This is a genomic window from Stenotrophomonas indicatrix, assembly GCA_041545745.1.
Classification (GTDB): domain Bacteria; phylum Pseudomonadota; class Gammaproteobacteria; order Xanthomonadales; family Xanthomonadaceae; genus Stenotrophomonas; species Stenotrophomonas indicatrix_A.
Genome location: CP168152.1, coordinates 266,130 through 289,483, shown reverse-complemented (window position 1 = coordinate 289,483; position 23,354 = coordinate 266,130). Strand labels below are relative to the sequence as shown.

The 23,354-nt window shown below is 66.5% G+C and carries 22 protein-coding genes and 1 riboswitch; of the genes, 8 read left to right on the top strand and 14 right to left on the bottom strand.

The features are described from left to right. Window positions 1-87: 87 nt before the first annotated feature. Together ACEF39_RS01245 and ACEF39_RS01240 are read left to right on the top strand one after the other, a co-directional pair. Complete coding sequence (locus ACEF39_RS01245; protein ID WP_099819617.1) at window positions 88-363, top strand: hypothetical protein; 276 nt, start codon at window positions 88-90, stop codon at window positions 361-363. Then, window positions 330-1,121, top strand: a complete 792-nt coding sequence (locus tag ACEF39_RS01240) for a M90 family metallopeptidase (protein ID WP_500286682.1) — start codon at window positions 330-332, stop codon at window positions 1,119-1,121. The genes ACEF39_RS01245 and ACEF39_RS01240 overlap by 34 nt, the downstream gene beginning before the upstream one ends. Window positions 1,122-1,206: 85 nt before the next feature. Here ACEF39_RS01240 and ACEF39_RS01235 read toward each other — a convergent pair whose 3' ends face one another. The 6 genes from ACEF39_RS01235 to ACEF39_RS01210 form a co-directional block, all read right to left on the bottom strand. After that, window positions 1,207-2,631 carry an ATP-binding protein gene (locus ACEF39_RS01235; protein ID WP_500286681.1) on the bottom strand — a complete coding sequence of 475 codons (1,425 nt, stop codon included), beginning with the start codon at window positions 2,629-2,631 and terminating at the stop codon, window positions 1,207-1,209. 22 nt (window positions 2,632-2,653) lie between these two features. Beyond that, window positions 2,654-3,337 carry a response regulator transcription factor gene (locus tag ACEF39_RS01230; protein ID WP_004136763.1) on the bottom strand — a complete coding sequence of 228 codons (684 nt, stop codon included), beginning with the start codon at window positions 3,335-3,337 and terminating at the stop codon, window positions 2,654-2,656. A 72-nt stretch (window positions 3,338-3,409) separates the two neighbouring features. Then, on the bottom strand, window positions 3,410-3,778 hold the full coding sequence (locus ACEF39_RS01225; RefSeq protein ID WP_229979095.1) for a hypothetical protein: 369 nt from the start codon (window positions 3,776-3,778) through the stop codon (window positions 3,410-3,412). A gap of 212 nt (window positions 3,779-3,990) precedes the next feature. Further along, window positions 3,991-5,022, bottom strand: a complete 1,032-nt coding sequence (dusA, locus tag ACEF39_RS01220) for a tRNA dihydrouridine(20/20a) synthase DusA (protein WP_500286680.1) — start codon at window positions 5,020-5,022, stop codon at window positions 3,991-3,993. A 328-nt stretch (window positions 5,023-5,350) separates the two neighbouring features. Further along, window positions 5,351-5,788, bottom strand: coding sequence for a hypothetical protein (locus ACEF39_RS01215; RefSeq protein WP_500286679.1), 438 nt, complete (start codon window positions 5,786-5,788; stop codon window positions 5,351-5,353). Window positions 5,789-6,070: 282 nt separating this feature from the next. After that, window positions 6,071-7,525 (bottom strand): SulP family inorganic anion transporter, encoded by a 1,455-nt coding sequence (locus ACEF39_RS01210; RefSeq protein WP_500286678.1) that lies wholly within the window; start codon window positions 7,523-7,525, stop codon window positions 6,071-6,073. 233 nt (window positions 7,526-7,758) lie between these two features. Between ACEF39_RS01210 and ACEF39_RS01205 the strand changes: the two genes are divergently transcribed. Further along, window positions 7,759-8,715, top strand: coding sequence for a cation diffusion facilitator family transporter (locus ACEF39_RS01205; protein WP_500286677.1), 957 nt, complete (start codon window positions 7,759-7,761; stop codon window positions 8,713-8,715). Window positions 8,716-8,826: 111 nt separating this feature from the next. Next, window positions 8,827-9,252, top strand: coding sequence for an organic hydroperoxide resistance protein (locus ACEF39_RS01200; protein WP_061478828.1), 426 nt, complete (start codon window positions 8,827-8,829; stop codon window positions 9,250-9,252). A gap of 150 nt (window positions 9,253-9,402) precedes the next feature. On the opposite strand, the gene mmsB is transcribed toward ACEF39_RS01200, so the two are convergent. From mmsB to ACEF39_RS01175, 5 genes are read right to left on the bottom strand one after another with little or no spacing between them, the layout of a single operon-like run. After that, window positions 9,403-10,293 carry a 3-hydroxyisobutyrate dehydrogenase gene (gene mmsB, locus ACEF39_RS01195; RefSeq protein WP_312108051.1) on the bottom strand — a complete coding sequence of 297 codons (891 nt, stop codon included), beginning with the start codon at window positions 10,291-10,293 and terminating at the stop codon, window positions 9,403-9,405. Continuing rightward, entirely contained in the window at window positions 10,290-11,465 is a 1,176-nt protein-coding gene (locus tag ACEF39_RS01190) for an enoyl-CoA hydratase/isomerase family protein (RefSeq protein WP_500286676.1), read from the bottom strand. The genes mmsB and ACEF39_RS01190 overlap by 4 nt, the downstream gene beginning before the upstream one ends. Further along, complete coding sequence (locus ACEF39_RS01185; protein ID WP_482996106.1) at window positions 11,462-12,259, bottom strand: enoyl-CoA hydratase; 798 nt, start codon at window positions 12,257-12,259, stop codon at window positions 11,462-11,464. Before ACEF39_RS01185 ends, ACEF39_RS01190 begins: the two co-directional genes overlap by 4 nt. After that, the gene (locus tag ACEF39_RS01180) at window positions 12,256-13,422 is read right to left on the bottom strand and encodes an acyl-CoA dehydrogenase family protein (RefSeq protein ID WP_500286675.1); all 1,167 of its coding nucleotides are present in this window, start codon (window positions 13,420-13,422) and stop codon (window positions 12,256-12,258) included. Before ACEF39_RS01180 ends, ACEF39_RS01185 begins: the two co-directional genes overlap by 4 nt. Window positions 13,423-13,437: 15 nt before the next feature. Next, on the bottom strand, window positions 13,438-14,943 hold the full coding sequence (locus tag ACEF39_RS01175; protein WP_025875748.1) for a CoA-acylating methylmalonate-semialdehyde dehydrogenase: 1,506 nt from the start codon (window positions 14,941-14,943) through the stop codon (window positions 13,438-13,440). Between the two features lie 114 nt (window positions 14,944-15,057). On the opposite strand from ACEF39_RS01175, the gene ACEF39_RS01170 reads away from it, so the two are divergent. Then, window positions 15,058-16,425 (top strand): helix-turn-helix domain-containing protein, encoded by a 1,368-nt coding sequence (locus ACEF39_RS01170; protein ID WP_500286674.1) that lies wholly within the window; start codon window positions 15,058-15,060, stop codon window positions 16,423-16,425. Window positions 16,426-16,556: 131 nt separating this feature from the next. On the opposite strand, the gene ACEF39_RS01165 is transcribed toward ACEF39_RS01170, so the two are convergent. Further along, the gene (locus ACEF39_RS01165; protein ID WP_500286673.1) at window positions 16,557-18,407 is read right to left on the bottom strand and encodes an RpoH suppressor; all 1,851 of its coding nucleotides are present in this window, start codon (window positions 18,405-18,407) and stop codon (window positions 16,557-16,559) included. Window positions 18,408-18,549: 142 nt separating this feature from the next. Beyond that, window positions 18,550-18,778, top strand: a riboswitch (cobalamin riboswitch). A 144-nt stretch (window positions 18,779-18,922) separates the two neighbouring features. On the opposite strand from ACEF39_RS01165, the gene ACEF39_RS01160 reads away from it, so the two are divergent. Then, window positions 18,923-19,594 carry an epoxyqueuosine reductase QueH gene (locus tag ACEF39_RS01160; protein ID WP_500286672.1) on the top strand — a complete coding sequence of 224 codons (672 nt, stop codon included), beginning with the start codon at window positions 18,923-18,925 and terminating at the stop codon, window positions 19,592-19,594. 57 nt (window positions 19,595-19,651) lie between these two features. Continuing rightward, window positions 19,652-20,278, top strand: coding sequence for a bifunctional nicotinamidase/pyrazinamidase (gene pncA, locus ACEF39_RS01155; protein WP_500286671.1), 627 nt, complete (start codon window positions 19,652-19,654; stop codon window positions 20,276-20,278). Between the two features lie 70 nt (window positions 20,279-20,348). Here the strand turns inward: pncA and purU are convergent, their stop codons facing one another. Next, the gene (gene purU, locus ACEF39_RS01150) at window positions 20,349-21,200 is read right to left on the bottom strand and encodes a formyltetrahydrofolate deformylase (protein ID WP_500287947.1); all 852 of its coding nucleotides are present in this window, start codon (window positions 21,198-21,200) and stop codon (window positions 20,349-20,351) included. Window positions 21,201-21,313: 113 nt separating this feature from the next. On the opposite strand from purU, the gene ACEF39_RS01145 reads away from it, so the two are divergent. Beyond that, window positions 21,314-22,222 (top strand): LysR family transcriptional regulator, encoded by a 909-nt coding sequence (locus ACEF39_RS01145; RefSeq protein ID WP_500286670.1) that lies wholly within the window; start codon window positions 21,314-21,316, stop codon window positions 22,220-22,222. A gap of 3 nt (window positions 22,223-22,225) precedes the next feature. On the opposite strand, the gene ACEF39_RS01140 is transcribed toward ACEF39_RS01145, so the two are convergent. Further along, window positions 22,226-23,329: an NADH:flavin oxidoreductase/NADH oxidase gene (locus ACEF39_RS01140; RefSeq protein WP_500286669.1), complete on the bottom strand. Its 1,104-nt coding sequence runs from the start codon at window positions 23,327-23,329 to the stop codon at window positions 22,226-22,228. Between the last annotated feature and the right edge of the window lie 25 nt (window positions 23,330-23,354).

Below are 23,354 nucleotides of genomic sequence, written 5' to 3'. Positions count from 1 at the left end.
CTGGGCCTGGTTCCGGCGGGCTTCCAATCTGGCGCCGGGTTCGGGCTAGAATCGAGAGCTCACCTTCCCTTAACGTGGATGTCGTCAATGCGCCGTTATGCCCATTGCCTGATCCTGCTGACGATGCCCTTCGCGGCGTCTGCCACAGCAGCGCTTGATGACAGCCGTGGCGCCTGCGTCTACTCGGCGAGCGATGCGGCCTCGCAGCGCACACCGACCACGGCGCCTGCCGCAGCTGCCGCCAAGCCGGCACCGGTACGCCCGGCCGCCACGACCAGCAGCGGCGGTGGCGGTGACGACGATGTACTGCAGCGCATCCGCGCGCCGAAGTGGCACAGCTACCTGCCGGGTATGTTCCGCTGATCAAGTCGTTGCTGCAGTGGCTGCGGCCTGCGCCGCGGCCGATTGAAGACGAACACTGGAACGATGCCCTGCGCCGTGCAGCCTGGCTGCGCGGACTGGATGATGCGCGCCGTGCGCGGTTGCGCACGCTGGCCACGCGCTTCCTGCACGAAAAGACCATTACCCCGATTGGCGAGCTGCAGCTGCAGGTGGCCGACGGCGTGCTGCTGGCTGCCCTGTGCTGCCTGCCGCTGATGGAGTTCGGCGAGGTGGGGCTGGAGGGCTGGTCGCAGCTGATCGTCTACCCCGATGCGTTCCGCGTGCAGAACAGCCACATGGACGCAGATGGCGTGCTGCACGAATGGAATGACGAGGTGATTGGTCAAGCGTGGGACAGCGGTCCGTTGATCCTGTCCTGGGCCGATGTGCAGTCCGAACTGGCCTCACCACATGATGGGTTCTGCGTGGTGGTGCACGAGATGGTGCACAAGCTGGATGCGCTGGATGGCGCAATGGACGGCACGCCGCCGTTGCCGCGCGCATGGCAGCGCGAGTGGGCAGCGGACTTCCAGCAGTCCTACGATGCGTTCTGCGCGCAGGTGGATGCAGGCGTGGAAACAGGGATCGATCCGTATGCGGCCGAGGCACCGGAAGAGTTCTTTGCGGTCGCCAGCGAGTACCACTTCTCTGCGCCGGATCTGCTGGCCGAAGCGCTGCCGGAAGTGGCTGCGCATCTCAGGCGGTTTTACGGCGAGCCGCCGGTGATCGAAATACGGTAGTGCCGGCCGCTGGCCGGCAACCTGGCAATGACACCGAAGATCATGAGGTTGCCGGCCAGCGGCCGGCACTACCGATTGCGGAGGCTTACGGCCCCGGCGGCAGCCGCACTTCGAAACGGGCGCCGCCCAGTTCGCTGGAACGGGACACCTGCAGCTCGCCGCGGTAATCCTTGATCAGATCCTGCACGATCGACAGACCGATGCCGTGGCCCTGCACGCGCTCATCGCCGCGCACGCCACGCTGCAGCACCTTGCCGATATCCTCCGGTGCGATGCCCGGGCCATCGTCATCCACTGCCAGCAACAGACCGGCGCGACGCGCGTTCGGCGCTGGCAACGGCTGCGCGGTCAGCAGTACGCGGCGCTTGGCCCACTTGAACGCGTTCTCCAGCAGGTTGCCCAGCAGCTCCTGCAGGTCGCCCGGTTCGCCGTGGAAGCGCGCGGCCGGGTCGATGTCGAATTCGCACAGCACGCCCTTGGACGCATAGACCTTCTCCAGGCCGCGCACGATTTCCTCGGCGTTGGATTCGATCGGCAGCGGCGCCGAGAACAGCTTGTGGCCCGACGAGGCCGCGCGTGCCAGTTGGTAAGACACCAGGTTGTTCATGCGCTGCAGCTGCACGTCCAGTTCTTCGCGCAGCGCGCCATCGCCGGCGCCGCTGTCCATCTGCGTACGCAGCACCGCAATCGGCGTCTTCAGGCTGTGCGCCAGGTCGGCCAGGGTATTGCGCTGGCGCTCGAGGTTCTCACGCTCACCTTCGATGAAGGCATTGATGCTGTCGGTCAACGGCTCCAGCTCGCGCGGGTGGCGCTCGCTCATGCGCTCGGTCTCGCCGCGCTGGACCTTGGTCAGCTCGGTGATCACCCGCCGCAACGGGCGCAGGCTCCACTGCAGGATGACCGTCTGCAGCAGCAGCAGGATCAGGCCGATGCCGCCCAGGTAGAACCAGACCCGGCTGCGGAACACGCGCAGCTGCGCACCCAGCGCGCGCGAGTCTTCCATCACGTAGATGGTGTACGGGAATTCGGTGGCCGGGTCGGCGTCGGCATCCCACACCAGGCCCAGGCCGTATCGATACACCGAGCCCTGGCTGCCGTCGATCTGGATCATCGGCAGCGGGCCTTCGAAGACTTCCTGGCGCGGAGCCAGCAGGCCACCGCCGATGGTGGGCAGCATTGGGCCTTCGGCGGACATTGAATTGCCCTTGCCGTCAGGCATCACCACCTGCAGATACAGGCCACTGCCGGGCACGTCGAAACGCGGATCCGGTGGCTGCTCGCGGATGTACAGCGAGCGGTCGCGGGTGAAGTCGATGCCGGCCGCGTAGGCGGTAGCGTAGTTCTTCAGGCGCTCACGCAGATTAGCCTTCGCCGTATCGGCGAAGGCGGCATCGAGCGCGTACCCGGCCAGCGCCAGGAACGCGACCAGACCCACGGACGCGGCGAACATCTGGCGCGCCTGCAGAGAGCGCGGCCGCCAGCGTCGGAAGAACCACAGACGGCCGGACATCGTTTATCGCCTGCTGAAGGCCTCAGCCCTCGTTGCGCGGAATCGCGAAACGGTAGCCACGACCGCGCACGGTCTCGATCGGCTTCAGTTCGCCATCCGGGTCCAGCTTCTTGCGCAGGCGGCCGATGAACACTTCCAGCACGTTCGAGTCGCGGTCGAAGTCCTGCTGGTAGATGTGCTCGGTGAGGTCGGCCTTGGAGACCAGTTCACCGGCATGCATCATCAAGTACTCCAGCACCTTGTACTCGTAGCTGGTGAGGTCGACATTGCTGCCGGCCACGCTGACGGTCTGCGCTGCCAGATCCAAAGCAACCGGACCGCATTCCAGGGTCGGCTTGCTCCAGCCTGCGGCGCGGCGCAGCAGCGCGTTGACGCGGGCCAGCAGCTCTTCCACATGGAACGGCTTGACCAGGTAATCGTCGGCGCCCTGCTTCAGGCCCTCGACCTTGTCCTGCCAGCTCGAACGCGCGGTCAGGATCAGCACCGGGAACTTCTTGCCTTCGTCGCGCAGGGCCTTGATCAGCTCCATGCCCGACATCTTGGGCAGGCCAAGGTCGATGATGCCGACGTCGAACGGGACTTCGCGGCCCATGTACAGGCCTTCTTCGCCGTCCTGCGCTGCATCGACGGCAAAACCTTCGCGCTTGAGCCGGGCTGCCAGGGTCTCACGCAGCGGGGCTTCGTCTTCGACCAGAAGGATACGCATGAACTCTCCCTAGTGTGCTGGGTGCGGCCCGGAGGCCTGTGGGTACGGGTTGATAGCGACAACTATCCCTGTTCAGGGGTTATCGCCGCGTAGTGATGACATATCCGACCGCGGCGTGCGCGGCTGTGAACGTGCCGGAGCGGGGTCGTCCATGTAGCGGACCCGACCGCGGTCGTCCATGTATTTGACCCGGTTGATGTCACGACCATCGAACGGCACCCGCTCGGCGCCCAGGATGTGGCCACCGGTGGTGCGCTGCACGCGGCGCACGGCATCGGACAGCGAGCGCTCGTTGTTGGCCGCACGGCCCCCGCGCTCCATCATTTCTGCGCGCCCCTGTTCCCGCTGCGGGTCCTGCGCCAGCGCCGAAGACAGCGGGGCAGCCGCCAGGACCACGCAGGTGGCCAGGGCAATACAGCGGTGGAAGGGAGCGGAAGACATCGATGCGATCCTAGCCGAGCACGGCGATTCGTTCAAAAGTCGTAAATCCGGGCACCGGAATGGAACCCGGCGTTTTACAAATCTTTTGCAAATTCTTGGTTTCGGGCAGTGAATCCGGTCTGAACTTTTCCAGATGCTCCAGACCGTTGTTCAGCTAAGTGAACATTCGGGACGAAATGGCCGCGCTTGTCAAGCCAGGAATGTGACTGACGTCACGCAGCGGCGCGGTCGGTTTCGCGTTCGATGACGGACAGTGCCTGCTCGATCAGCGTCCAATCGGCGCCGGGGCGGTGTGCGCCCTCGCTCAGCACTTGGCGGAATGCGCGGCCACCGGGCTGTCCGTGGAACAGGCCGAGGATGTGGCGGGTGATGTGCTTGAGGGCCAGGCCCTCGCCCAGGCGGGCGTCGATGTACGGGCGCAGGGCGCGCAGCAGCTCACCGCGCGGACGCAGCGGCGCGCCAGTCTGCAGCGCTTCCAGCTGATGCAGCAGGTAGGGGTCGTGGTAGGCCGCGCGACCGAGCATCACGCCATCGACGTGCGCGGCCTGCGCCTGCACCGCCTCGATGCTGGCCAGGCCACCATTGAGCACCACCGGCAGTGCTGGGCGCTCCTGTTTCAGCCGGTAGGCCCAGTCGTACTTCAACGGCGGAACCTCGCGGTTCTCCTTCGGCGACAGGCCCTTCAGCCAGGCATTGCGGGCGTGCACCACCACCATCGCGGCACCGGCATCGACCTGGCGGTCGACGAAGCTGGCGAATACGTCGTAGTTGTCGTCCTCGTCCACGCCCAGGCGGCACTTCACCGTCACCGGGATGTCCACCGCCTCGACCATGGCCGATACGCACTCGGCCACCAGCGCCGGCTCGCGCATCAGGCAGGCGCCGAAACGCCCGGCCTGCACGCGGTCGGACGGACAGCCGCAGTTGAGATTGACCTCGTCGTAGCCCCAGTCGGCGGCGATGCGCGCGGCCTGCGCCAGCAGGGCCGGATCACTGCCACCGAGCTGCAGCGCCAGCGGCTGTTCGCTGCCATCGAAACCGAGCAGGCGCTGGCGATCGCCGTGGATGACCGCATTGGCGTGCACCATTTCGGTGTACAGCCGCGCACCTGGCGCCAGCAGGCGGTGGAACACCCGGCAATGGCGATCGGTCCAATCCATCATCGGGGCGACGGACAGGCGCAGGGAATCAGCGTAACGGGCGGTGGCGGACGTCATCGGGCGGTTGATCGTGGAGACTGGCATTGCCAGTGAGATCAATAGTTTACACCGGGCGGATGAATGCGCCCGGTCAGCCGCGCTGCGAGCGCCGGTTGGGCCCGGTTCCGGCTGGCGGCCGGGGCGGGCTGGGCGGCGGCGGCGGGCGCTTCCCGCCCTCGGGGAGCTTGGGGTTCGCGTTCTCCATGGATGCGACCAACTGGTCCAGTGGCGGGTTGGAGCCCTTCCTCAACTTGTCCATTGCCTGTCTCCTGGAGAATCTCGACCCGGTGGGTGATGTTGATCACTTCCAGGGCCCGTACCGGTGGCACGCGCGCCCGGAAATGGCAGGCACCTGTTCTACCCTGAGCGCTCCCTATGCAATCCGTACGTGCCATCCATAGTCGGTCTGCCGCCAGTGCGCGTCCGGACCATCTCCGGTCCACGCGAACGTCCAGGTCTCGCTCCCGCATCCCTGAAGATCGTTGGTGATGGTGATCTTGTCGCCGGGCGAACCGTCGCGGGGCAGCTCGAGGGGGCGGGCGTTCGCGGACGAATGTGGATCCTGCAGCCGATCGCAGCGATGTCGAACGGTCAGTTTTCCGAACGCAAGAGTCCTTCGATGAGCGTCCTTGTGTGAATCCAACCATTGGGCAACTGCGACCGTCTCAGCACTCCCAGCGCGATACGTCATGGTTCGCTCCACGGCGGCAGAGAGGCGATCCAACGCCGCCAATCCAGGCCATGTCGTCGAGCCGAGCGCCAGCGCAAAGGTCAGCAGGCACTTGAATGACAGCGGAAACTTCGACTTCATCGACGCAACTTCCCCTGAAGAACGCAGAATCGCGCGTCTTCAATCTGCTTCTATCCCAAAGTATTGGCAATGAGAAAAGCTGCAATCTGCATGATGCAATCCGGGCTATACCGCAATCCACGAATCGGTACATAGCGGCCACAAGACTGACGACAGATGTGACATGTCCCGGCGCCAATGCCAATTGTCCCTTCCACTTCAGTCGATAAGCTCAGCATCTCGCCGTAGCACACCAGTTCTGACGTTCTCCACAATCGGCACACGCAGTGAGGTCCTGCAGGCTCAATGCCCGCCGCCGCGCCCTCCCACCTGTTCGATCAGCGTCTGGCTGGCGGCGTTGAGGCCGACAGCGCTGACCTCGGCACCGTGCGCGGCCAGTTTTTCCTGCGCGCGTTGCAGCGCGGCGACGGCAGTCAGATCCCACAGGTGGGCGTCGCGCAGGTCGATCTCAACCTTCTGTGCCACGCGTTGGTAATCAAACGCCGCACCCAGCTGTCCGGCGGAGGCGAAGAACACCTGGCCGCGCACGCGGTAGACCTGCGTATCACCGGCCTCCTCGCACTGCACGTCGAGCATGCGGCCCACCTTGCGGGCAAAGAACAGCGCCGACAACAGCACGCCGCTCAGCACGCCCTTGGCCAGATCATGGGTGGCCACGGTGACCACCACGGTCAGCAGCATCACCGCCGACGAACTGCGTGGATGCGTGCGCAGGTCGCGCAGCGAGCGCCAGCTGAAGGTGCCGATGCTGACCATGATCATCACCGCCACCAGCGCGGCCATCGGAATCTGCCGCACCAGGTCGCTGCCGTACACCACCAGCACCAGCAGCAGTACGCCGGCCACCAGGCAGGACAGGCGCCCGCGGCCACCGGAGGTCACGTTGATGACCGACTGGCCGATCATCGCGCAGCCGGCCATACCACCGAGGAAACCGGTGACCGTGTTGGCCACCCCCTGGCCGACGCATTCGCGGTTGCGTTCGCTGGGCGTCTCGGTGATGTCCTCGACGATCTGCAGGGTCATCATCGATTCGAGCAGGCCGACCACCGCCAGCGTCGCCGATACCGGCAGCAGGATGCGCAGGGTGTCCCACGTCAACGGCACGTCGGGGATGAAGAAGTACGGCAGGCTGTCGGGCAGCTGGCCCATGTCGCCGACGCTGCGTACGTCGATGCCGAACCCCATCACCACCGCTGTCAACACGGCAATGGCCACCAGCGGCGAAGGTACAGCGCGGGTAACCCGTGGCAGCAGGTAAATGATCGCCAGCGCGGCGGCGCACAGGACGTAGACGGTGGGGCCGCGGCCGATCAGTTCCGGCATCTGCGCCAGGAAGATCAGTATGGCCAGTGCGTTGACGAAGCCGGTGATGACCGAGCGCGATACGAAGCGCATCAACGAACCGAGTTTGAACACGCCGGCCACTACCTGCAGCAGGCCGGCCAGGATGCTGGCGGCGAACAGGTACTGCAGGCCGTGATCACGAACGAGATCAACCATCACCAGCGCCATCGCACCGGTGGCGGCGGAGATCATTCCCGGACGGCCGCCGGCGATGGCGGTGATCACGGCGATGGAGAAGGCGGCGTACAGGCCGACCTTGGGATCGACGCCAGCGATCAGCGAGAACGCGATGGCTTCGGGAATCAGCGCCAGGGCAACAACGGCACCGGACAGCAGATCACCACGGACGTTGCCGAGCCATTGCTGGCGCAGGGGATAGGACGTTTGCATGGGAAAACTCCGCGCACACACGGGCGGGGCCACGTGGCGCTGCAGTGGAAAGACACGGATTTCCTGAGCCGGATGGGCCGGCTGCCGATGGGCGGCAAGGGTCAGGGTGGCGTGATCACTGCAGTGCGTCGTCGGGGAGCTTGGGAGGGGCGGAGTTTACTGCAGCCGGTGACCCGGCGGTAGGCCAGACTGCGTGAAAGGCAGCGGTGCATGGCTCCGCTCTACAATGCTGCATGGTCACGGTCCCGCCCCGCTTCTTCGATCCACGCACCGAACAAGGCGTTCTGCGCCTGTCCATCGTCGGCTCGCTGCTGTTGGCTGCAGCGGCGGTGGTGTTCGGCCTGCTGGCCAATTCTTCGCTGATCATCTTCGACGGCATCTACGGCCTGATCGACGTGGTGATGACCTGGTTGTCGCTGCTGGTCGCGCGGCTGATCGCGCTGTCCACCCAGACCGACGCCCTGCAGTCGCGCCTCAACCAGCGCTTCACCATGGGGTTCTGGCACCTGGAACCGATCGTGCTGGGAGTGAGCGGTACGTTGATGATCGGCGCAGCGCTGTATGCACTGGTCAATGCGGTCGATGCGCTGATGTCGGGTGGGCGGCAGATCGCGCTTGGCCCCGCGATCATTTTCGCGGCACTGTCGATCGTGGCCGAGAGCGCGCTGGCCTGGTTCGTGCTGCGTGCGAACCGGCGCATCGGCTCGGAGTTCATCGCACTGGATGCGAAGAACTGGGTGATCGCCGCGAGCATGTCGGCCTGCTACCTGGCGGCCTTCCTCGGCGGTGTGCTGGTTCGCGGCACGTCATGGGCATGGGTCGGGCCGTACATCGATCCGGCCATCCTGGCGTTCGTCTGCGTGCTGGTGATGATCGCGCCGCTGGGCACGGTACGGCGCGCGCTGGCCGGCATCCTGCTGGTCACGCCGCCGGAACTGCAGGCACACGTCGATGCGGTGGCGCGGGTGATCGTTGCAAAGCACGGCTTTGTCGAACACCGCAGCTACGTGGCCCAGGTAGGCCGTGGCGAACAGATCGAGCTGTTCTTCGTGGTGCGCGAGGACGACCCGCCGCGGCCCCTGCTGGAGTGGGATCACCTGCGCGACGAAATCGGCGATGCGCTCGGCGAATCATCGCCGGACCGCTGGCTGACCATCATGTTCACCACTGACCGGGAATGGACGATCTAGGCCGACAGGACGTTGAATCAAGTTTTTAGGACGTGTTGTAACCCAACGTGTGCAGAATCCGGGCAAAGTAGGCTCCAACGCACCACCCACCCACTGACCAGGAGCATCCCGATGTCCATCGAAAAGGTTCTGTACACCGCCCAGGCCACCTCCACCGGCGGCCGCGAAGGCCGTTCCGTGTCCTCCGACAACGTGCTGGACATCCAGCTGTCGACCCCGCGCGAGCTGGGCGGCGCCGGCGGCCCGGGCACCAACCCGGAACAGCTGTTTGCTGCGGGCTATTCGGCCTGCTTCCTCGGCGCGCTGAAGTTCGTCGCCGGCCAGGCCAAGGTCGCGCTGCCGGCCGACACCACCGTGACCGGCAAGGTCGGCATCGGCCAGATCCCGACCGGTTTCGGCATCGAAGCCGAGCTGACCATCAACGTGCCGGGCGTGCCGCGCGAGCAGGTGGAAGAGCTGGTGCAGAAAGCGCACGTCGTCTGCCCGTACTCCAATGCTACCCGCGGCAACATCGACGTGACGCTGATCGTTGCCTGATGCAACGAGGGGGTCAGAGCCCTTTCGCGTTGCGAAAGGGATCCGACCCCGGGGATCTGACCCAAAAAAATGGGCGGATGCCGGTCGAAACCGGGCATCCGCCCATCCCACCCCGGGTGGGCCCCGGCACGTGGCCGGGGACGCATTCGTTTATTTCTCGCTCGTGATCAACTGCACGACGCTGGAGAAATCCAGCTTGCCGCGCCCGGCCTGGTGGTTCATCGAGTACAGGTTGCGGGCCACTTCACCCAGCGGGATCGAGGCGCCGACACTCATCGCCGCTTCCACCGCCAAGCCCATGTCCTTCAGCATCAGGTCGCTGCCGAAGCCGCCGCTGTAGCCGCGCGACGCCGGTGCGTTTTCCAGCACGCCCGGCCACGGGTTGCACACTTCGGTGGCCCAGCTGCGGCCGGTGCTGACCGCCATCATCTGCGACAGCACCTTGGGGTCCAGCCCGTGCGCCACGCCAAGCGCGATGGCTTCGCCGGTGACGGCCATGATCACGCCCAGCGCCATGTTGTTGCACAGCTTGGCGACCTGGCCGGCGCCACTGGCGCCCACATGGAAGATGTTCTTGCCCATCGCCTGCAGCACCGGGCGGGCACGTTCCAGCGCGTCCTCTTCACCGCCGACGATGAAGGTCAGCGTGCCGGCCTGTGCGCCAGCAGTACCGCCGGACACCGGCGCGTCGATCATCTGCAGGCCACGTGCGGCGGCCGCTTCGGAAACCTTGCGCGCGCTGGCGGGCGCGATCGTGCTGCAGTCGATGACCAGCGCTCCGGCGGGAATCGCGGCAAGGATGCCGTCGTCGCCCAGGTACACGCCTTCGACGTGGCGGCTGGCCGGCAGCATCGAAATCACCACCTCGGCATCGGCCAGGGTTTCACGTGCCGACGGCGCGGCGCTGGCGCCTGCATCGACAGCAGCCTGTACAGCGGCCGGCACCAGATCGAACACGCGCACGGTGTGGCCGTTCTTGACCAGATTGGCGGCCATCGGGCCACCCATGTTGCCCAACCCGATGAATGCAATGCGGCTCATGCAAGGCTCCTTTCAGCAATGGAGGTGCCTAGGTCGGCCAGCGGATGCGCGGCGTCGGCCCAGGGAGAAGCGAAGAACGTATCGGCCCATGCGCGGTTGGCCTCGACCAGCGTGGCCGGGTTCCACGATGGAGTGCGGTCCTTGTCGATCAGCAGCGCGCGGATGCCTTCGGCAAAATCGCCATGCGCAGCACAATGCAGGGCCGTGATGTATTCCAGCCGGTACACGCTCGCCAGGTCCTGGCCGGCGCAGCGGCGCTGCAGTTCGAAGGCCAGCCGTGCCGAACCCGGCGCACCAGCGGCGAGCGTCTTCTGTGCGGCCTGCAGCCAGGCATCATCGGTCTGCAGGGTACTGATGCGTTCGACGATGGCGGCGAGATCATCGCCTTCGCACAGGGCATCGACCTGCGCGGCATTGGCCAACAGCGGGCCGGTAGCCGCGTCGCTGGCGAACGACAGCAGCAGCTGTGACAGGCGTTCGTGGTTGCGTGCGGCATCGGCCGACCACGCCACCTGCAGCAGCGCATCGAACACCGCACTGCGACGCTCTTCGGCCACGTGCACATCGGCCAAGCCGGCATAGATCGCATCGCCGGGGTTGAGCAGCGCACCGGTCAGGGCCAGGAACAGGCCGCCCTTACCCGGTACGCGCGGCAGCAGCCAGCTGCCGCCCACGTCAGGGAACAGGCCGACAGTGATTTCCGGGAACGCCAGCTTGGAGCGCTCACTGACCACGCGATGGCTGGCGCCGGACATCAGGCCGATGCCGCCGCCCATCACGATGCCGTGGCCCCAGCACAGGATCGGCTTGGCGTAGGTATGGATCAGGTAGTCGACGCGGTACTCGACGTCGAAGAACTCGGCGGCGTAGTCGTTCTCGCGGATGTCCGTGCGGCCGGCCTCGCGGTAGGCGAGCATGCTCTGGTACAGGCTGTGCAGGTCACCGCCGGCACAGAATGCCTTCTCACCGGCGCCCTGCAGCACCACCATGGCGATGCCGTCGTCGTCGGCCCACGCGTTGAGCTGTTTCAGCAACAGGTGCGCCATCGGCAACGAGAAGCCATTGAGCGTGCGCTGTGCGTTGAGCGTGGCGATGCCGATGCGCGTGCCGTTGCCGGCCACGCGCTCTTCGAACAGCACCGGTGCGTCGTCGGCAACGGTGTCGGTGCTCATGCGTTCTTCCACTGCGCGGCGCGCTTTTCAAGGAAGGCACTCACGCCCTCGACCTGATCGGCAGTGTCGAACAGATCGACGAAGGCCTCGCGCTCGGCCACCAGTGCCGATGCATGGGTACCGGTGCGGGTGGACTGCACCAGGGTCTTGCAGGCGGCGATGCTGGTCGGGCTCTGCTTGCCAGCCTTCTTCGCCCATTCCAGTGCCAGCGCCTTGGATTCGCCCTTGCCGACCTTCTCTTCAGCAAGACCAATCCGCACCGCGGTCTCGGCGTTGATGCGCTCGCCGAGCAGGATCATGCGCTTGGCCCAGCCTTCGCCGACCAGGCGCGGCAGGTTCTGGGTGCCACCGGCGCACGGCAGCAGGCCAACGGTGGCCTCCGGCAGCGCGACCTGAGCATGGTCTTCGATGATGCGCAGATCACAGGCCAGCGCGCATTCCAGTCCGCCGCCCATGGCGTAGCCGTTGATCGCGGCAATCGATACGCCACGGAACGCGGACAGCGCCTCGAAAGCTTCACCGAAACGGCGCGCCGCTTCGCGTGCAGCGGCCTTGTCACCGGAAGCGAACTGGTTGAGGTCGGCACCTGCGGAGAAGAACTTCTCGCCGTCACCGGTGATCACCAGCGCGTAGATGTCGCGGTCTGCGTTCAGCGCGCCCACGAGGTCGCGCAGCGCCGACAGGCTGTGCACGGTCCAGGTATGCGCCGGCGGGTTGTGCAGGGTGACCACGGCGGTGTGGCCATCGGCCTCGACCTTCAGGCCCACGTGCTCCTGGGTACGCCAATCCTTCATCGCAGTTCCTCTTCGGTGTTGAGCAGGTGACGGGCAACGATCACCCGCATGATCTCGTTGGTGCCTTCCAGGATCTGGTGCACGCGGCTGTCGCGCAGCAGGCGCTCGATCGGATATTCGCGGATGTAGCCGTAGCCACCGTGGATCTGCAGGGCTTCGTTGCAGATGTTGAAGCCGGCATCGGTGGCGAAGCGCTTGGCCATCGCGCACCACACGTTGGCATCGCTGGCACCGGCATCGAGCTTGCGCGCGGCGGTATGCACCATCTGCCGTGCCGCGACCAGCTCGATGGCCATGTCGGCCAGCTTGAACTGCAGTGCCTGGAATTCGGACAACGCCTTGCCGAACTGACGGCGCTCGCCCATGTAGCGGCGCGCTGCATCCAGCGCACCCTGCGCAGCACCCAGCGAGCAGGCGGCGATGTTGATACGGCCGCCATCGAGCCCCTTCATCGCCAGCTTGAAGCCGCCGCCTTCCTCTCCCAGAAGGTGGCTGACCGGCACACGGACGTTTTCGAAGGTGATGCCGCGGGTGGGCTGGCTGTTCCAGCCCATCTTCTCTTCCTTGCGGCCGTAGCTGATGCCCGGCAGGTCGGCCGGCACCGCGATCGCGCTGACCCCGCCTGCACCGGCACCGCCGGTGCGTGCCATCACCACCAGCAGTTCGGTGGCACCGGCGCCGGAAATGAAGGCCTTGGAGCCATTCAACACGTAGAACTCGCCATCGCGCACGGCGCTGGTCTTCAGCGAGGCCGCATCCGAACCGGCGCCGGGTTCGGTCAGGCAGTACGAGGCCAGCTTGCTGCCCGATGACAGGTCATTGCCCCATGCATCGCGCAGGGCCGGCTGGCCCCACTTGGACACCATCCACGACGCCATGTTGTGGATGCTGATGTAGGCCGCGGTCGACGGGTCGACGTTGGCGAGCTCCTCGATGACGACGGCGGCGTCCAGTCGGCTCAGGCCGCTGCCGCCCACTTCCGGGTCCATGTACAGACCACAGAAGCCCAGTTCACCGGCCTTGGCGATCGCCTCGCGCGGAAAGATGCCCTCCGCATCCCATCGCGCGGCGTGCGGCGCCAGTTCGGCCTGTGCGAAGTCGCGCGCCGCCTCGCGGTACGCCTGCTGCGCTTCTTCCTGTTCCGTCGTCATCGAGTGGCTCATGGCTGCTCCCTGCTGTTACTTCAGGCTGATCGTGGTGTTGACGCCGTGGCTCAGCGTCTCGTCGTCGAACCAGCGCGCGGTGACGGTCTTGGTCTGCGTGTAGAACAGCACCACCTGCTTGCCGTACGGACCCAGGTCGCCGAGTTTGGAAGCGCGCGAACCGGTGAACGAGAACAGCGGCACCGGCACCGGGATCGGCACGTTGATGCCGACCTGGCCGACGTCGATGTCTTCCTGGAAACGGCGTGCAGCAGCGCCGGACTGGGTGAACAGCGCAGTGCCGTTGCCGTTCGGGTTGCTGTTGACCATGGCGATGGCCTCATCCAGCGTTTCCGCTTCGAGGATGACCAGCACCGGCCCGAAGATTTCTTCCTGGTAGATGCGCATGTCGGTGGTGACACCGGCAAAGATGGTCGGGCCAACGAAATTGCCCTTCTCGAAACCATCGACCTGCGGCTTGCGGCCATCCAGCACCAGCTTGGCGCCCTGCTCCACGCCCGAAGCGATCAGGCCTTCGACGCGATCACGCGCGCTGCAGGAAATGACCGGGCCGACGTCGGTGCCGGCGACAGTGCCACCGCTGACCTTCAGGGTCTTGGCCTTTTCGACCAGGTCCTGCACCCAACCGCGCGCTTCACCGACCAGCACCAGGGTGGAGGCGGCCATGCAGCGCTGGCCTGCCGCACCGAAGGCCGCGCCGACCATCGCGTTGAGGGTCTGCTCCTTGTTGGCGTCCGGCAAGACCACGGCGTGGTTCTTGGCGCCCATCATGCACTGCACGCGCTTGCCGGCCAGCGAGGCGCGGTTGTACACGTGGGTACCGACGCGGGTGGAACCGACGAACGAAACGGCCTTGATATCCGGGTGGTCGCAGATCGCGTTGACCACTTCCTCACCGCCGTGGACCACGTTCAGCACGCCCTTCGGAATGCCCGCTTCCAGCGCCAGTTCGACCAGGCGCATGGTGACCATCGGGTCCTGCTCGGACGGCTTGAGGATGAAGGTGTTGCCGGTGGCAATGGCCATCGGGAACATCCACAGCGGGATCATCGCCGGGAAGTTGAACGGGGTGATGCCTGCGCACACGCCCAGCGGCTGCATGATCGAGTAGGTGTCCACGCCGTTGGCCACGTTGTTAGCCAGTTCGCCCAGCTGCAGGTTGCCGATGGCGGCCGCATGCTCGACCACTTCCAGGCCGCGGAACACATCGCCTTCGGCGTCCGGCAGGGTCTTGCCCTGTTCGGCGGTGAGGATGTGCGCCAGCTCGCTCATGTTTTCGCGGATCAGCTGCTGGTACTTCAGGAAGATGCGCGCGCGAGTACCAATCGGGGTCTTGCGCCAGGTCTTGAAAGCTTCCTTGGCGGCAGCCACGGCCGCGTCGACTTCACCCGTGGTGGCGAACGGCACCTGGGCCAGCACGTCCTGGGTGGCCGGATTGATCACGTCCTGCCAGTGGGAGGTGGCCGATTCAACGAACTGGCCATCGATCAGCATGCGGATACGGGGCGCTGCAACAGTCATGACGACAATCCACGGGGTGCGAAAGATGCTTGGCATTATTCACAGCACCCGCCTCGATTTCCGGGCTGAATCCGCTTAATCTGGCCAATGCCCGCCACGATTCCTGTTAATTCTGTGAATTATTCAGCCCCCCAGCGCCAACTCGGTCTGCGTCTGCTGCGCCTGCGCGAGCAGCGCGGCTACAGCCAGGCCGACCTTGCCCGCGCACTGGGGCTGTCGGCCAGCTACCTGAACCAGATCGAGCGCAACAAGCGCCCGCTGACGCCTGGGGTGCAGAAGAAGCTGGGCGAGGTATTGGGCGATGTTTCCGCCCTGTTCGACGACAATGAACCCGCCGCGCTGCAGGAGTCGCTGGGCGAGACCCTGCGCGACCTGGGTCTGGCCGACGTCAGCGCCACGGAACTGCGCGCGCTGGCCGGCAACCTGCCGCAGGTCAGCCGCGCGCTGCTGGACCTGCACCGCCGCCACCTGGCATTGCGCGAGCATGCCGCCGCGCTGGAATTCCAGTTGGGCGAGCCAGGCGCGGGCAGCACGCTGCCGGCCGGTGACCAGGTGCGCGAGTTCTTCAACCGCATGCACAACCACATCCCCGAACTGGATGAACTGGCCGAGCAGCTGTTCGCCGAATGGGGGCTGGCGCCGGGACACGTGGCACCACGGCTGCGCCAGTTGCTGGCCGACCGCCACGGGGTGCTGGTGGAAGTGGCCGCGCTGCAGGCCGGGCGCGAGAAGCGCCATTACGATGCCGGCAGCCGTACGTTGTGGCTGCCCGACTACCTGGAGCCGGGCCAACAGGCGTTCCAGATGGCGGTCGAGCTGGCACTGCGCGGCTACCTGCCGCAGATCGATGCGGTGATCGCGCGCACCGGCTTCACCGACGAAGCCCGCATCGCACAGGCGCGCATCGGCCTGTCCAACTATTTCGCCGGCGCGCTGGTGATGCCGTACATGCGCTTTCTGCGCGCGGCGGAAGCAAGCAGCTATGACATCGAGCTGCTGGCGCATCAGTTCGGCGTGGGATTCGAGGCGGTCTGCCATCGCTTGAGTACGCTGGCACGCCGCAGCGCACCCGGCCTGCCGTTCTTCTTCATCCGCGTGGACCGCGCCGGCAATGTGTCCAAGCGCCATTCGGCTACCGATTTCCACTTCTCGCAGGTGGGTGGTTCGTGCCCGTTGTGGATCGTCTACGAGGCGTTCAACCAGCCCGGACGCATCCTCACCCAGACCGCACGCATGCCCGATGGCCGCCGCCATTTCTGGCTGGCACGGCAGGTCAGCAGCGGCCCGGTGGGCCACGGCCAGCCACGCAAGACCTTCGCGGTGGCACTGGGCTGTGACCTGCAGCATGCCGACAGGCTGGTGTATTCGCTGGGGCTGGACGTGCAGAGCCCGGGTAACTCGGTGTCGATCGGGCCGGGCTGCCGGGTGTGTCCACGCGAGGACTGCATGCAGCGAGCGTTTACCCAGTTGCCGGGAAGATAGGGTTGGGTTCGGCAGGGCTGCGCCCTGCCCCTGCGCGTGGGAAGGCGGGGCGGCGGCCGGTTCGCGCCGCTGTTGGTGGGTGTCGACCTTGGTCGACACGATGGATCCACGCCATGCGTGGATGCGTCCGCTCAATAGATCGGCGTCACCTTCATCTGCGGCAACGGCCGTGGTGAGCCGTCGGTGAGGTCGGGACCAAGGTCATCCCAACTGCGGCCCTGCTCCACCATCAACCCCCACAGCTGCTGCGATGCCAGCCGCTTGTCTTCCGAGCCCAGCTTGTAGGACGGCGGTGGCGGCGTGCCGGTGGCCACCATCGCATAGGCCGCGCGATAGGCCAGCACCTGCTGCGCCGGATCATCGGTGCGCGATATCTCCAGCGTGTAGCGCTGGTAGGCCGAGGCCAGGTTGCGCCAACGGATCCAATAATGGTTCTCGAACGAGAACGAACAGAAGCGTGCACCGGCCAGACTGCCCTTGTCGGCAATGCGGGTCAGCACTTCCTGTGGCATGTCCAGGTTCATGCCCCCCTCGTCGCCCTGCAGGCTCACATGCACGATGCGGTCGCGATAACCGGGCGCACGCGCCTGCAACAGGTCGCGCCAGTTCTGCATGGTGGCCACCACCGCAAACAGGAAGCGGCTCAGTTCGCCAGCCGCCAATGGCGTGGCAATGGACTGGTAATGACGCTGCCATCCATGGCGGTTCTCGGTGGGCAGGAACACCGAGCGTTCCAGCGCCTGGCGGCTGTCGCTCTCGAGCAGCACCGGCTCGGGGCGTTGCGGATAGACCAGATTGATGGCGAAGGTGGGCCAGCGCGGCAGCGCGGCATCGAACAGGTGGATCGGGAAGTTGCTGCTGATGCCGCCATCGGAGAACCAGCACACCCGGAAAGCGGTGATCACCGGGCCGCAGGCCTGGCCTGCGCTGGTCAAGCCTTCCATGCTGTCGGCTACGTTCTGCCCAGCCTCACCTGCAACCGTCGATGTCGGCTCGCAGCGACGCTCGCGACGCGAGGGCTCGTGCAGCGGCACTGCGCTGATCAGCAGCGGGAAGCTGAGGCTCATCCGCGTGGCCACCAGTACCGGCAGCGACGCGCCCTGCGGCAGGTGGTAATAGTTGCGGCCTTCAACCTCGCGCGGCGGACCGGCATGGTCGACCATCCACTGCACCACGCTGGCCGGAAACAGCTGCTCGAATTCCTCGCGCAGGAACCAGAACTGCGCGCCGCCCAGCGGCAATGTGCGCGGTTCATTGTGCGACACGCAGGTGGTGATCATCTGCAGGGTGATCGCATGCGGACTGTGCGGCTCGCCTGCATAACGCGGCGCGTCGTGCAGATCGGCGAAGGTCAGCGGTGCATCCATCGGTTTGCCTGACAACTGCTGCAGGCTTTCATGCAGCCACTCGGTCAGCGCTGGCGTGCCTGCGTTCCGGCTCAGTCCACTGCAAAGCCCCAGCAGGTTGCGCCGCGCCACCCGTGCCACGCGCAGCGCGGCGCCGGCTACACCTGCGCCATAAGCACACAACAGCGACGGCAGCAGGGTCGCCGCCACGCCGCTCCAGCCACCGCCCCACCAGCCCAGGCCGAGCAGTAGTGCAAGCGACACCAGCACTTCCAGCGGCGCGATCTGGAACACCGCGATGGCCAGGCACAGCAGTTTGCGCGGCCAGCCGGCGTTGCCGGTCAGCACCACCAGCAGCCGATACGCCGCGCGCGCGCCAGCGGCCGGCTGGAACAGGCTGTAGATGAACCCGCGCCGCGACAACTGTGCCGACACCGCCGACAAGCCACCGTACCCGGCGTCACCGGGCAGGGTTTCGCCTGCCTGCTGGCGCCGGTCGCCGTATGCCGCAGCGGCCGCCACGGCAGCGGCGATCGCACCGGCCGAGGTGCCGCCGATGCTCTTGAAACGGTATTCGCGGGCCAGTGCGAGCACCGCGTTGGGATACACGATGCCGCTGGTGATGCCGCCTTTCATGACCAGATCGCAGTACTTCGCCGCCACGAGCCACCTCCCATCTGTTGATGCCGAGTATGGCAAGACACGCTCTCACAGCCTGAGAAAGCAGCCACAGCTTCGGCGCGTGATGGTGTCCCTTGACCATTACCGCCAACGGGTCCACCTTGCACCTGCCGAAGGTATCCATCCTGGCGTTCACGCGAGGGGATGGATTTAAACGGGAATCCGGTGAAGGCGCCTCGCGCGCCCATTCCGGAGCTGCCCCGCAGCGGTGAATGGAAACGAATCCTGCCAACAGCACTGGGCTCGCGCCTGGGAAGCGGCAGGTAGTAGGTAGGCTGCGGCCCGTGTCCATCAGCCCGAATACCGGCCCCGGCCGGGGGACTCGACCGTCCCCTGATTCGACCTGGAATCTCCGCGGGGAGGTTGCCGGGGCCATCGTCGTCCTGCGCGCGCAGGTGGCGTGGTCGCGCGCGTCCTGTTCACGGTTTCCGGCCAGACCCGCTGCTGCCCACGCCCAGATGCACCCGACGATGACCGAGCTCCAACGCCCCACCCTGACCCTTCCCGACAACGGCCAGCGCCTGCTGCTGCACTCGTGCTGCGCGCCATGCTCGGGCGAAGTGATGGAGGCGATCACCGCCTCCGGAATCGACTACGCGATCTTCTTCTACAACCCCAACATCCACCCGGTGAAGGAGTACGAGCTGCGCAAGCAGGAGAACATCCGCTTCGCCGAGCAGCACGGCATTCCCTTCATCGACTGCGACTACGACACCGACAACTGGTTCAGCCGTGCGCGTGGCATGGAGAATGAACCCGAGCGCGGCATCCGCTGCACGATGTGCTTCGACATGCGTTTCGAGCGCACCGCGCTGTACGCGCACGAACACGGCTACGACACCATCAGCTCCTCGCTGGGCATCTCGCGCTGGAAGAACATGGCGCAGATCAACGACTGCGGCGTGCGCGCCGCCTCGCACTACGAAGGCTTGCAGTACTGGGACTACAACTGGCGCAAGGGAGGCGGTGCCAGCCGCATGGTCGAGATCAGCAAACGCGAGCAGTTCTACCAGCAGGAATACTGTGGCTGCGTGTATTCGCTGCGCGACGCCAACCGCCACCGTCGTGAGAACGGCCGCGAGCGCATCAAGATCGGCCTGCTGTATTACGGGCAGGACAACGACGCCGCCAGCAGCGATTGACGTGCGCGCGAGTGGCGGCCACGCTGGTCGCCCTTCTTCCGTTGTGCCGGACCTGCCATGACCGCCCTGCCCGCTGATGTCGCCCTGCTGGTGATCGACCTGCAGCCGGACTTCATGCCTGGTGGCGCCCTCGCCTGCGACCAGGGCGATGCGCTGGTGACACCGATCGCGGCGTTGCTGGCCGAGCGCCGTTACCGCACCGTGGTTGCGACCCAGGACTGGCACCCGGCCGACCATGCCTCGTTTGCCAGCCAGCATCCGGGGCATCTGCCGTTCGAAGCGATCCTGCTGCACGCGCAGCCGCAGACGCTGTGGCCGGACCACTGCGTGCAGGGCAGCGCGGGCGCCGCACTGCACCCCGGCGTGGACTGGACCGTAGCCGACCTGATCCTGCGCAAGGGCACGCGCCAGCAGGTGGATTCGTACAGCGCCTTCCGCGAAAACCACGGCCCCGACGGCACCCGCCCGGCGACCGGACTGGCCGGCTGGCTGCACGAACGCGGCATCCGCGAGGTGCACGTGTGCGGGCTGGCCCGCGACTACTGCGTGCTGTGGAGCGCGCAGGACGCGGTGAAGTCCGGCTTCCGGGTGAAATTCCTGTGGGAGCTGACCCGCCCGGTGACCGAGGCCAACGACGGCATGGTGCGCGAGGCCCTGGCGAAGGCGAAGATTGCGGTCGCCTGACGCGTGGCGGTAGTGCCGGCCGCTGGCCGGCAAACCCTGGATCCCCGCAGTTGCCGGCCAGCGGCCGGCACTACCGGAATACGACCGTGCGGTGCCCGTTGAGCAGGATGCGGTGCTCGACATGCCGGCGCACGGCACGCGCCAGCACCTGCGATTCGGTATCGCTGCCCAGCCGTACCAGCTCGCGCGGCGTCATCGCGTGGTCCACGCGGGCCACGTCCTGTTCGATGATCGGGCCTTCGTCCAGGTCTTCGGTGACGTAGTGCGCGGTGGCGCCGATGATCTTGACCCCGCGCGCGTGCGCCTGGTGGTACGGCTGCGCGCCCTTGAAGCTGGGCAGGAAGCTGTGGTGGATGTTGATCGCCCTGCCCGCCAGCGCACGGCACAGCGTGGGCGAGAGAATCTGCATGTAGCGCGCCAGCACCACCAGGTCGATGCACTCGCGCTCGACCAGATCGATGATCTGCTGTTCCTGCGCCGCGCGCGTGTCGGCGTTCACCGGCAGGTGGTGGAACGGCACCTGGTAGGACGCCGCCAAGGCGGCGAAGTCCGCGTGGTTGGAGGCCACCGCTGCGATGTCCGTCTTCAGCTGGCCGCTGTGTGCACGGAACAGCAGGTCGTTCAGGCAATGGCCCTGCTTGCTGACCAGCACCAGCAGGCGCGGCCGGCGGCGGCCATCATGCAGCTGCCAGTCCATGCCGAAGTCCGCGGCCAGTGCGGCCATCGCGGCGTGCACGGTGTCCAGCGGCAGGCCCGCATCGCGGTCGAAGTGCACGCGCAGGAAGAAGCGACCGCTCTCCTCGTCGCCGAACTGCTGGGCGTCGAGGATGTTGCAGCCGTGGTCGAACAACAGGCCCGACACGCGGTAGACGATGCCGGTACGGTCGGGACAGGAGAGAGTGAGGATGGAATCGGGGCGCATCGCCGGAGTGTAGGGCAGCACCGCTGCGCGGTGGACGATGGTCACCGATGCAACCGACTGCTTGGTACAGACCCAAGCGATACTTGGCCTTCCGCATGGCAAGCTGGTCGGTCATGAACCTGTTGCAGCTCATCCGCAGCTTCACCCGCACCGCAGAGACCGGCAGCATTGCCGCTGCGGCGCGCACCCTTGGCATCAGCGCCACCGCCGTGGGCCAGAACATCAACCGGCTGGAGGCCCACCTGGGCGTGCGCCTGCTGAACCGCAGCACGCGCCAGCTGGCGCTGAGCGAGGCCGGCACGGTGTACCTGGCGCAGGTGCGGCATATCGAAGCCGACCTGGCGCGCGCGCAGGCGATGATCACCGGCGATGTCGAACCGGCCGGCCCCCTTCGCATCGCCAGCAGCAGCGCGTTCGGCCGACACGTGCTGGCACCGCTGCTGCCCTCGCTGCAGCAGCGCTACCCGCAGCTGCAGCTGGAGCTGCGCCTGACCGATCGCGCCGTGCAGCACGGTGCCGAGGCGGTGGATGCCAGCATCCGCATCGGCGCGCAGCTGGAGGACGGGCTGGTGGCGCGCCCCTTAGCACGTATCCCGTTCGTGTTCTGCGCATCGCCGGACTACCTGCAGGCAAACGGCACGCCGCTGGAGCCGGCGCAGCTGGCAACCCATCGCGGCCTGCTGCACCGCTTCCCCACCGACGGCCGGCCACTGCGCTGGGGCCTGCTGAAAGATGGTCAACGCGTGGACGCGGTGCTGCCGCCGAGCATGGTCTGCGATGACATCGATGCGCTGGCCGAACTGGCCGCTGCCGGTGCCGGTGTCACGCGGCTGGCGGCGTTCGTGGCCGAGCCGTATCTGCGTGACGGTCGCCTGCAGTGCGTGTTCGGTTGCGGCACCGACTGGCAGCCGGAACCGATGGACGTCTATTTCTGCGTGAGCGACCGCCGCGATTTCACCGCCAAGATCCGCGCGCTGTTCGAGCACCTGCAGGCCGGCCTGCCGCCGGCCTGGCAGGTGTAGTGCTCAGCGCGGACTGAACACGCCGCGTGCGTCGCGCGGTTCGCAGCGCAGGTACTGCGGTGCCGGCACCACGCTGTCGCCCAGTGCAGCAGCGGCGTGCCACGGCCAGCGCGGGTCGTACAGGATGCCGCGGGCCAGCGCGATGGCATCGGCCTGGTTGTGGCGCAGGATCGATTCGGCCTGCTCGGGCTCGGTGATCATGCCCACCGCGATCACCGGCATGCGCACCTTCTTGGCCTTGATCGCCGCCGCGAACGGTACCTGGTAGCCCGGGCCGACGCTGATCTTCTGGCGCTCGTGCAGGCCGCCACTGGAGACGTGCAGGAAATTGCAGCCACGCGCGTCCAGCACCTGTGCCAGTGCCTCGCTCTGCACGATGTCCCAGCCACCCTCGACCCAGTCGCTGGCGGAGATGCGCACGCCTACGGCGACCTTGTCCGACACTGCTGCACGCACCGCATCGAACACCTCCACCAGCATCCGCAGGCGGTTCGGCAGCGAGCCGCCGTAGCCATCGGTGCGGCGGTTGCTCAGCGGCGACAGGAACTGGTGCAGCAGGTAGCCATGTGCGGCGTGAATCTCGATCAGCTCGAAGCCCAGCCGCTCGGCGCGCACCGCGCTGGCGGCGAAGGCAGCAACGATCTCGGCGATGCCGACCTCGTCCAGTTCCTGCGGCGCCGGGTCGGTGGCATGGAACGGCAGCGGCGACGGTGCGACCGTGGCCCAACCGCGCGCATCGTCGGCGGGCAACTGGCCGCCGCCATCCCACGGGCGCGCCGTAGAGGCCTTGCGGCCGGCATGGGCCAACTGCACACCCAATGGCATCGGCGACCAGCGGCGTACGCTGGCCAACACCTGTGCCAGTGCCGCTTCGGTGCCGTCATCCCACAGGCCCAGATCGGCCCAGCTGATGCGGCCGCGCGCTTCGACCGCGGTGGCCTCGAGGATCAGCAGGCCCGCACCAGACTGCGCCAGGTTGCCCAGATGCATGGCGTGCCAGTCGCTGGCGCGGCCGTCTTCGGCGGAGTACTGGCACATCGGCGCGACGACGATGCGGTTGGACAGGGTCAGGGGGCCCAAGGAGATCGGCGAAAACAGCTGGCTCACGGCAGTGGGGGTGTACCAAAGGGGG